11 protein-coding genes are annotated in these 10,346 nt (G+C 58.5%); 4 read left to right on the forward strand and 7 right to left on the reverse strand.

All coding sequences use genetic code 11. The features are described from left to right. The 4 genes from ACXRVY_RS09550 to ACXRVY_RS09565 all read left to right on the forward strand — a co-directional run. Window positions 1-622, forward strand: a 622-nt coding sequence (locus tag ACXRVY_RS09550; RefSeq protein WP_458237298.1) for a murein hydrolase activator EnvC family protein, incomplete at its 5' end; no start/stop codon positions are given. 31 nt (window positions 623-653) lie between these two features. Then, window positions 654-1,973 (forward strand): S41 family peptidase, encoded by a 1,320-nt coding sequence (locus tag ACXRVY_RS09555; RefSeq protein ID WP_223457849.1) that lies wholly within the window; start codon window positions 654-656, stop codon window positions 1,971-1,973. Between the two features lies 1 nt (window position 1,974). Then, window positions 1,975-2,766, forward strand: a complete 792-nt coding sequence (locus ACXRVY_RS09560; protein ID WP_223457851.1) for a divergent polysaccharide deacetylase family protein — start codon at window positions 1,975-1,977, stop codon at window positions 2,764-2,766. Between the two features lie 207 nt (window positions 2,767-2,973). Beyond that, window positions 2,974-4,392 carry a trypsin-like serine peptidase gene (locus ACXRVY_RS09565; protein WP_223457854.1) on the forward strand — a complete coding sequence of 473 codons (1,419 nt, stop codon included), beginning with the start codon at window positions 2,974-2,976 and terminating at the stop codon, window positions 4,390-4,392. Window positions 4,393-4,428: 36 nt separating this feature from the next. Here the strand turns inward: ACXRVY_RS09565 and ACXRVY_RS09570 are convergent, their stop codons facing one another. From ACXRVY_RS09570 to ACXRVY_RS09600, 7 genes are all read right to left on the reverse strand, one after another. Then, window positions 4,429-5,184 carry a substrate-binding periplasmic protein gene (locus tag ACXRVY_RS09570; protein WP_223457856.1) on the reverse strand — a complete coding sequence of 252 codons (756 nt, stop codon included), beginning with the start codon at window positions 5,182-5,184 and terminating at the stop codon, window positions 4,429-4,431. A 72-nt stretch (window positions 5,185-5,256) separates the two neighbouring features. After that, window positions 5,257-6,027 (reverse strand): imidazole glycerol phosphate synthase subunit HisF, encoded by a 771-nt coding sequence (gene hisF, locus ACXRVY_RS09575; protein ID WP_458237299.1) that lies wholly within the window; start codon window positions 6,025-6,027, stop codon window positions 5,257-5,259. Between the two features lie 10 nt (window positions 6,028-6,037). Beyond that, entirely contained in the window at window positions 6,038-6,775 is a 738-nt protein-coding gene (gene hisA, locus ACXRVY_RS09580; protein ID WP_458237300.1) for a 1-(5-phosphoribosyl)-5-[(5-phosphoribosylamino)methylideneamino]imidazole-4-carboxamide isomerase, read from the reverse strand. Window positions 6,776-6,817: 42 nt separating this feature from the next. After that, on the reverse strand, window positions 6,818-7,075 hold the full coding sequence (locus ACXRVY_RS09585) for a DUF2164 domain-containing protein (protein ID WP_458237301.1): 258 nt from the start codon (window positions 7,073-7,075) through the stop codon (window positions 6,818-6,820). Continuing rightward, entirely contained in the window at window positions 7,076-7,714 is a 639-nt protein-coding gene (hisH, locus tag ACXRVY_RS09590; RefSeq protein WP_007972757.1) for an imidazole glycerol phosphate synthase subunit HisH, read from the reverse strand. After that, the gene (gene hisB / locus ACXRVY_RS09595) at window positions 7,714-8,307 is read right to left on the reverse strand and encodes an imidazoleglycerol-phosphate dehydratase HisB (protein WP_458237302.1); all 594 of its coding nucleotides are present in this window, start codon (window positions 8,305-8,307) and stop codon (window positions 7,714-7,716) included. The genes hisH and hisB overlap by 1 nt, the downstream gene beginning before the upstream one ends. 275 nt (window positions 8,308-8,582) lie before the next feature. Next, window positions 8,583-10,247, reverse strand: coding sequence for an OFA family MFS transporter (locus tag ACXRVY_RS09600; protein ID WP_223457862.1), 1,665 nt, complete (start codon window positions 10,245-10,247; stop codon window positions 8,583-8,585). Window positions 10,248-10,346 lie beyond the last annotated feature (99 nt).

A 10,346-nucleotide genomic window follows, 5' to 3' on the forward strand; every position in this document is an offset into this window, starting at 1 on the left:
GTCTAAAGTCCTTAAAACCATTGAAGAAACCCTGGCCCGCCAGGCCCGTGAGGCAGAAGAAGCGCGACAAAAAGCGCTGATTGCCCAGCAGGAAGCCGAAAAAAAGCGTTTACGTGAGGCCCAGGCGCAGGCAGATGCCAGCGACGATGCCCCACGCAAACCAGTCAGATCGACACCAGGCGCACTGGTTTCCAGTTCCGGCGAGACCTTTGGCGGCCCGTTTGCATCAACCCGCGGCAAACTTCCCTGGCCTGTCGATGGTCGACTGCTGGCGCGCTACGGTGAAAGCCGTGGCGACGATGCCCGGACCAAGTGGGATGGCGTGATGATCGGCGCGTCTGCCGGCAGCACCGTGCATGCGGTGCATGGTGGTCGCGTAGTGTTTGCCGACTGGCTGCGAGGCGCCGGGTTGCTGGTGATCCTCGACCACGGCAACGGTTTTTTGAGTCTTTATGGTCACAACCAGACGCTGCTCAAGTCTGCGGGTGATGTGGTTAAAGCCGGTGAGTCCATCTCCACTGTCGGCAACAGTGGTGGGCAGGACACGCCAGCGCTGTATTTTGCTATTCGTCAGCAGGGTCACCCGAGTGATCCGGCGCAATGGTGCCGCGCGCAAGGATAAGCGCGTTACCTAATTCAGGAGTTTGTTAGACATGCTGCATTTGTCCCGCCTTACCTCGTTGGCCCTGACGATCGCCCTGGTGATCGGCGCGCCTCTGGCGTTTGCCGCTCAACCAGCCCCGGCGGTTGCGCCTGCGGGCACTGCTGCGACCACCAAGGCGCCACTGCCGCTGGATGAGTTGCGTACCTTTGCCGAGGTGATGGACCGGATCAAAGCCGCTTATGTCGAACCGGTGGATGACAAGACCCTGCTGGAAAACGCCATCAAGGGCATGCTCAGCAACCTCGATCCGCATTCGGCCTACCTCGGCCCTGAAGATTTCGCCGAGTTGCAGGAAAGCACCAGCGGGGAATTTGGTGGCCTGGGTATCGAAGTCGGCGCCGAAGACGGCTTCATCAAGGTGGTTTCGCCCATCGATGACACCCCGGCCTCCAAGGCCGGCATCCAGGCCGGTGACTTCATCGTCAAGATCAACGGCCAACCGACCCGTGGCCAGAGCATGACCGAAGCCGTGGACAAGATGCGCGGCAAGATCGGCCAGAAAATCACCCTGACCCTGGTGCGCGACGGCGGCACACCGTTCGACGTGACCCTGACCCGCGCCGTCATTCAGGTGAAGAGCGTGAAGAGCCAGCTGCTGGAATCGGGCTACGGCTATATCCGCATCACCCAGTTCCAGGTCAAGACCGGCGAAGAGGTTTCCAAGGCCCTGGCCAAGCTGCGCAAGGACAACGGCAAGAAGCTCAAGGGCATCATTCTCGACCTGCGCAACAACCCGGGCGGGGTGCTGCAGGCGGCGGTCGAAGTGGTTGACCACTTCATCACCAAGGGCCTGATCGTTTACACCAAGGGCCGTATTGCCAACTCCGAGCTGCGCTTCTCTGCCACCGGCAAGGACGAAAGCGAAGCCGTGCCAATGGTCGTGCTGATCAACGGCGGCAGCGCTTCGGCTTCGGAAATTGTCGCCGGCGCCCTGCAGGACCAGAAACGCGCCGTGCTGATGGGCACCACCAGTTTCGGCAAAGGCTCGGTACAGACGGTTCTGCCGCTCAACAACGAGCGCGCATTGAAGATCACCACGGCGTTGTATTACACACCGAACGGCCGCTCCATCCAGGCCCAGGGCATCGTCCCGGACATCGAAGTGCGCAAGGCCAAGATCACCAGCGAGCAAGACGGCGACTACTTCAAGGAAGCCGACTTGCAGGGCCACCTGGGCAATGGCAACGGCGGCGCCGACAAACCGACCGGTTCCAGCGGCAAAGCCAAGCCGATGCCGCAGGACGACGATTACCAATTGGCCCAGGCCCTGAGCCTGCTCAAAGGGCTGAGCATCACGTCCGGCCGTTGAGATGCTTCTGCGGTTGCTGATCGGGCTGTTGTGTTGTCTGGCGGGGGTTGCTCACGCAGAACCCGTCGGATCGACGCCCCACAAAGCCTACCTGAGTCTGATCATCGATGACCTGGGGCAGAACCTGCCCCGGGATCGCCGCGTGCTGGCCCTGCCCGGCCCGGTGACCACGGCAATCATGCCTGACACACCCCACGCCACCGAATTCGCCCGCGAAGCCCATCGCGCCGGTAAGATCGTCATTCTGCACATGCCTATGGATCCGGCCACCGGACCGTTCGCCTGGCATCCCGAGCTGCCCGTCGAGGAGCTGGAAAAACGCCTGAACGCCGCGTTCAATATGGTCCCGTACACCAGCGGCATCAACAACCACATGGGCAGCCGCATGACCGCCCAGCAACCGGCCATGACCTGGCTGATGGCCGAGTTGCAACGTCGGCACAAGTTCTTTGTCGACAGCCGTACCAGCGCTCAGACGGTGGCGGCCGCCGAGGCGCAGAAGGTTGGTTTGGCGAGTGTTTCGCGGGATGTGTTTCTGGATGACGAGCCAACGGAAGCGGCGATCTTCACGCAGCTACAGACTGCAATCAGCCTGGCGCGCAAGCAGGGTTCGGCAGTGATGATCGGGCATCCGTATCCGCAGACGTTGGCGGTGCTGGAGCGTGAACTGCCCAAGCTGAAAGCTCAGGGAATTGACTGGATCGATATCAAAATGATGATCAGCGTGCGGGGCAATCGGGCGATGGCTGGGCATGGGAAGGACGGCATTTACCGGACCCCGCACGGTAATTGACCCATTTGTTTGTTTACCACCACCTCCAGGCTGACGGATTCATTGCGCAAGGACTTTGCGCCGGTCATTGCGCTGTGGCCGACTCTATAAATATGTACCACCTACCCCTTTGAATAATGATCACACTACGTCGAGACTTTAAATGACGCAGTAGTCATTCGTGTCTGCTTGCCCAAAACCACAAATATCCATAACCAAGGATTGGTCATGAAATTCAAACAGCTCAGTTTTATTCTTTACTTTATCAGTCACTTCTTTTTGTTCGCTGAAGCCGCACAAAAAGATCTCGGAGAGAATTTAAAGAACGGTTCTCGCTCCCAATCGTTAACCAACAATGACAACCAGTATTCACGCTGGACCGGCGTTGGGCTTCTCAGTACGCCCAATGGTACTTGTACCGCAACGTTGATCGATACCCGGGGTGTTGGGTGGACGACTACTGCACCCGCTTATGTCATCACTGCCGGCCACTGTGTAGTAGCTGAATATGGCACTTCAAGGTTGAATCATGAGCTAAATGCAAGCGTGGCTTTCAATTACTTTCAAGATACAGCTGACAACCACAAAACTTACAAAGTTCGTACGGCCATCTGGACAAGCATGCTGGGGACGGATCTGGCGATACTCGAGCTTGAAAAACCTCTGTCTGCATTGTTACAAGACCAGATCATGCCTCTCGAGCTCTCACCCACGCCTCCCTTGTTCTCTCATGATGTGCTTAATGTCGGAACTCCCGGCACCTTCAACAACAGGACTCTGCGCTTGAGTGCCTGCGCACAGGAAGTGTCCAGGACTATCTCAGGCGTACCACCTGCATTTCCCGGAGGTTTGGTGAACGAGTGCAAGGATCTGGATTATGGAAGCTCAGGCAGCCCAATGGTTGATCGGCAGACAAACCAAATCACGAGYATCGTTTCCGAACGCCATTACGGTTTTTCACCTGCGTTCCTGTCAAGCTGCTTCATAAATGGAATATTCAGCAATGGCACTGAAAACTGCGACCTGCAACAAATCAACGTGAACGTTGACTTTGAGAGCTTGTTTTTCAGGACCAAGCTTCGGCCTGAAGTTGACCCTTCGGGCAATGAACTTATGCCAACATGGAATTTTACATTCAGTATCGATACTCCATATTATCGATACAAGACTGTACGAGATGCGCAAAGTTGCGAAAAACCTGAAGGCTATAGCGCCGCGATCAGCGCTACAAAGGGTCATATCAACGATTCTGTAGGTCCCGAAACGCGCATGCATGTACTGTGCATAATAGGTGTGCGTTCAATAGAGAAAAACCTTACAACGGCATTACTGAAAAATGCATTCACCCACGCTGCACATCTTGCAGAACCCGCTCCTGAACCAGCGTTTGGCTACAATGAAAAATTCACATCGCTGCAATGGAAAGGTGCATACCCTGATTTCAGTTCGCATTTTTTCTATACAACCCTTGTCGATAGCACTCCCTGTGCCGACTTTCGAGATACACGGTACAAGAAAGCAGCGGAGCTCGAGTTGCTGTCGCCAGATAGCCCATTGAAAATATGTAGCTACGCCAGCAATGAGTCAGACCTGCAACCCTCTGCAACGCGGTTTGATCTGATAACGCCACCCACTACGGATCAATAACACGTTCCGCGGGAACAGAATTTTACCACCCGGGTATCAGAGATACCGCGCCATGATCTCGTCGACCACGCCTTCCTTGCGCAACTGATCCAGTGCGGCTTGCAGCTTGGCGACGGTTTCGTCCGGCACGTCCTTGTTCAGCGCCAGGTACAGCTCGGCACTGTTGAATCGCAGCACGGTCTTGAGTCCGGTTACACCATCCTGCCGCGCCAGATACCGCCCGGCAGGATCACCGGTGGCCCACAGGTCGATCTGGCCGTTGACCAGTTTTTTCGCGTTGTCCTGATCACGCAGCACAACGATCGGGTTGAGGCCTTGCTTGGCCAGCGTCTCGGCAATCGCGTCGCCCTTGTAGGCGCCGATCTTGTACTTGCGCGCGTCATTCAAGGTTTCGAGGGTGATCTTGCTGTCAGCCTTGGCCAGCATGATCCAGTCGTCCGGGCCAATCGGGCCGACCCATTTGAAGAGCTTTTCGCGGTCCGGCAGTCGCGCCATGACGAACACGCCATACCCGGGTTTCTCCAGGGCGAGTTTGTAGATTCGCTCCCAAGGGAAACGTAGCGTCAGGCTGTAGGTAATGTCGGCGCGCTTGAAGATCTCGCGGACGATATCGGTGGCGATGCCATTGATGTTGTCGTCCTGAGCGAAGTTCTTGCCGTTCTTCGCCATGTTGTATGGCGGGAAGTTTTCCGTCAGCAACACCAGGTCGGTATCGGAACGATCTGCAGCGTGTGCCCCGTTAATGAACAACAGAGAGGCACTGGCGAGAACGAGTAGAAAGCGTTTAAGCATGTCTGGCTACCGAAATCCATGGCGTACCCAAGAGTGCCTTGGGCYCGCCATGATGTCCACTAGCCTGTATGTTTAACGCATCACGATTCCGCGATGAGCCATATAGGCCTTGGCTTCCTGCACGGTGTATTCGCCGAAGTGGAAAATACTTGCCGCCAATACCGCACTGGCGTGGCCTTCGATAATGCCGTCAGCCAGGTGCTGCAGGTTGCCGACACCGCCGGAGGCGATCACCGGAATGCCCAGCGCATCGCTGATGGCGCGGGTGACGCCCAGGTCGAAACCGTTTTTCATGCCGTCCTGGTCCATGCTGGTCAGCAGGATTTCGCYGGCACCCAGGCCTTCCATTTTCTTCGCCCACTCAACGGCATCGAGACCGGTTGGCTTGCGACCGCCATGGGTGAAGATTTCCCAGCGCGGGGTTTCGCCCGGCCCGGAAACCTTCTTCGCATCGATGGCTACCACTATGCATTGCGAACCGAAATGCTGCGCGGCTTCGCCAACGAATTCCGGGTTGAACACCGCGGCGGTGTTGATCGAAACCTTGTCTGCGCCGGCATTGAGCAGGTTGCGGATGTCCTGCACGGTGCGTACGCCGCCACCCACGGTCAGTGGGATGAACACCTGGCTGGCCATGCGTTCGACGGTGTGCAGCGTGGTGTCGCGGCCGTCGACGCTGGCGGTGATGTCGAGAAAGGTAATCTCGTCGGCGCCCTGCTCATCGTAGCGACGGGCAATTTCCACCGGGTCACCGGCGTCGCGGATGTTTTCGAACTTCACACCCTTGACCACCCGGCCGTTGTCCACGTCCAGGCAAGGGATGATGCGTTTGGCCAGGGCCATGGTCGTTTCCTCAGCCTTTGTACGAATCGCAGAAAGCTTGCGCTTCGGCGACATCGAGGGTGCCTTCGTAGATCGCCCGGCCGGTGATCGCGCCGATGATGCCTGGCGCCTTGGCGTCGAGCAGGGTCTTGATGTCACCCAGGTTGTGGATGCCGCCGGAAGCGATCACCGGGATCTTTGTTGCAGCAGCCAGCGCGGCGGTAAACGGTACGTTGCAGCCCTGCATCATGCCGTCTTTGGCGATGTCGGTATAAACGATGGCGGACACGCCGTCGGCTTCGAACTGCTTGGCCAGGTCGATCACCTGAATGGTGCTGATCTCAGCCCAGCCATCGGTGGCGACGAAACCGTCCTTGGCGTCCAGGCCRACGATSAYMTTGCCCGGGAASGCGCSGCAGGCTTCGGCGACGAAGGCCGGATCTTTCACGGCCTTGGTGCCGATGATCACGTAGCTCACGCCCGCTTTCACATAGTGCTCGATGGTTTCCAGGGAACGGATACCGCCGCCGATCTGGATCGGCAGGTTCGGGTAGCGCCTGGCAATGGCCGTCACCACTTCGYCGTTGACCGGCTGGCCTTCGAAAGCGCCGTTCAGGTCGACCAGATGCAGACGGCGGCAACCGCCCTCCACCCACTTGGCAGCCATGCTCACCGGGTCATCGGAGAACACCGTGGAATCTTCCATGCGGCCCTGGCGCAGACGAACACAGGCACCGTCTTTAAGATCGATAGCGGGAATAATCAGCATCTGGCAAACCTTCAAATTTGAATGTTCAGCTTGGCTCGGAAATCAGTTTTTCTCGAGCGCCCACAGGTCGCTTTCGATGCTTTCKAACCTCTCTTTGAGGTGCGCCTGTACATCGAAAATCGCCCTGTTGTAATAATGCGGAGCAATTTCACGGGTAAACAGCTCAAGAATCTCAGCCGCCTCGAACGAGCCGAGGTCGAGTTCGAAGCGGTCTTCCATGAAACGCTTGATCTTGCGATTGGCCTCGTTCTCCTGCTCGGGAGTGAGGGTCAGAATCGGCGGTTTCTTTTTGATTGCCATTTACCAGCGACCGTCCCACGCAGCGAAGTTCTGCAGCAATTGCAGGCCATGGGTATGGCTTTTCTCCGGGTGGAACTGCACGGCGAAACGCGAGCCTTCGGCCAGCGCCGCGGCGAAATCGACACCGTAGTGACCGCCACCCACCACCTGCCGCGCGTTGGCGGCAGCGATGTAGTAGCTGTGCACGAAGTAGAACCGCGCCAGGTCCGGAATGTCGTGCCACAGCGGGTGACTGACCTTCTGCTTCACTTCGTTCCAGCCCATGTGCGGGACTTTCAGGTGTTCGCCGTCTTCGACCAGATCCTTGCCGAAGAACTTCACTGCGCCCGGGAACAGGCCGATGCAGTCGACGCCATCGTTCTCTTCGCTGGTGTCGAGCAAGGCTTGCATGCCCACGCAGATACCAAGGAACGGACGGTCCTGGCTGACTTCACGCACCAGCGAATCGAAGCCGAGGCGACGGATCTCCGCCATGCAATCGCGAATCGCGCCGACGCCGGGGAAAACCACCCGGTCGGCTTCGCGAATCACGTTGGCATCGCTGGTGATCAGCACCTTGCCGGCACCGACGTGCTCGAGGGCCTTGGCCACCGAGTGCAGGTTGCCCATGCCGTAATCGATAACCGCGACTGTCTGCATTACAGGACGCCCTTGGTCGATGGCATTTGCCCGGCCATGCGGTCATCGAGCTCGACGGCCATGCGCAGGGCGCGGCCGAAAGCCTTGAACACGGTTTCGATCTGGTGGTGRGTGTTGCTGCCACGCAGGTTGTCGATGTGCAGGCTGACCAGCGCATGGTTGACGAAACCCTGGAAGAACTCCTGGAACAGGTCAACGTCGAAGCCGCCTACGGTGGCGCGGGTGTACGGCACGTSCATCTGCAGGCCTGGGCGACCGGAGAAGTCGATCACCACGCGCGACAACGCTTCATCGAGCGGCACGTAGGCGTGGCCGTAGCGACGGATGCCTTTCTTGTCGCCGATGGCTTTGGCAAACGCCTGGCCGAGGGTGATACCGACGTCTTCCACCGTGTGGTGGTCATCGATATGCAGGTCGCCCTTGCTGACAATATCCAGGTCGATTAGCCCGTGACGGGCGATCTGGTCCAGCATGTGCTCAAGAAAAGGAACACCGATATCGAATCGGGCCTTTCCGGTGCCATCGAGGTTGATCGAGGCTTTGATCTGGGTTTCCAGAGTGTCGCGCTCGACAGACGCCTTACGTTCGGCCATCACCAGCTCCGCAAAATCATTGGGCGAAAARGGCAGCCATTATAGGCCTGCAGGCGCCAAACAGAAACACGAGAGGTGATATCCCTGACGGAGTGAATTCGAGGGTGTTGGCGATGTACATGTCAGTACAAGCCATTTGGCACACCACAAAACAGCTGTAGGAGCAGCCGGTCGACGCTCGACTGCTCGCGATGAGGCCCTCACATTCAACATCATTGTCGACTGTCAGACCGCTATCGCGAGCAGGCTCGCTCCTACAAGGGTGATGCGTTTACTTAGTGAAACAACACCGCGGTTTTTTGCAAGGTCACCCAAACACCCCACGCCAGCGGAATGCCCACCACCAGCCACGCCGCAACCGCCAGCGGCTTGGTGCCCGGCGCGGCTTTCCACTCCAGCGACGTGCTGCTGTCAGCGCCTTTGTCGTGACCCAATGCCTGCTCGGCGGCCAGTTCGGCGTCGGTCATGAAGTACTTGTCGGCCACCGGACGCACCAGCAGGTTGCACAGGAAACCCAGCACCAGCAGGCCGGCGAGGATGTACAGGGTGATGTCGTACGCCGCTGCGCGCTCGACGCCGATGCTCAGCTGATACTCACGCAGATAGTTCACCAGCACTGGACCGAGCACGCCGGCAGCCGCCCACGCCGTCAGCAGGCGACCATGGATCGCACCGACCATTTGCGTACCGAACAGGTCCGCCAGATACGCCGGAACAGTCGCGAAACCACCGCCATACATCGACAGGATGATGCAGAACGCCGCCACGAACAGCGCGACATTGCCCAGGTGGCCGAGGTTCGGAATCAGTGCATACAGCGCGAAACCCAGGGCGAAGAACACGAAGTAGGTGTTTTTGCGGCCCAGGTAATCCGAGAACGAAGCCCAGAAGAAACGCCCGCCGATGTTGAACAGGCTCAGCAAACCGGTGAAACCGGCAGCGATGGCGGCGATTGAAGCCAGTTGTGAAGCATCGAGTTGACCGAATGCCAGGTCATTGCCCAGCAACTTGCCACCGAACACTTCCTGCAACAGCGGCGACGCCATGCCGAGGATGCCGATACCGGCCGATACGTTCAGGCACAGCACCAGCCACACCAGACGGAACTGCGGCGTCTTCCAGGCCACATTCACGTGAACATGACGATGAGTGATCATTGCGTTCGAGGCTTTTTTCGCCGGGGCGGTCCAGCCTTCAGGCTTCCAGCCGGTTGGTGGGACGCGATAGGACAACGCGCCACCGATCATGAACACGAAGTAGATCGCGGCCATCACCAGGAAGCTCTGCCACACGCCGACGCTGGTTGGCGAAGCGAAATGCCCCATCAACGCCGCCGCCAGTGGAGCACCGACCATTGCGCCGCCGCCGAAGCCCATGATCGCCATGCCAGTCGCCATGCCTCGCTTGTCCGGGAACCACTTGATCAGGGTCGACACCGGCGAAATGTAGCCCAGGCCCAGGCCGATACCGCCAATGACCCCGGAGCCGATCCACATCAGCCAGATCTGGTGGGTATACACCCCCAGTGCCGAGATCAGCAGGCCGCCGCACCAGCACAACGCCGATACAACACCGGCCTTGCGCGGCCCGGCGTGTTCCAGCCAGCCACCCCAGATCGCTGCAGAGCAGCCCAGGAAGATGAAGAACAGGGTATAGATCCAGCCGAGCATCGAGATCGGCCAGTCACACTGGGACGAAAAGACCTGCGCGATAAAACTCATGTCCGGCGCGCAGGCTACCGGAGCGGTGATGCCCAGTGCCTTGGACAGCGGCAACCAGAACACCGAAAAGCCGTAGGCCATGCCGATGCACAAGTGGATGGCCAACGCGGCCGGTGGTACCAGCCAGCGGTTGAAACCAGGCTTGGCGATGATCCGTTCCTTGGACAGGAACGCAGGCTGGTCGGCGCTGAAGCCGTCCGCCGTGATGCTCGTGGTCATTGTGTATCCCCCAATTATCAGTAGGGTTCGCCAGCCACGGCTCACTCCCGGCCTTGATGCACGCAGACATGACCGTTTTTTCGCTGGAGTGCCTTGTTG

This window comes from Pseudomonas sp. P5_A2_2, assembly GCF_054177685.1.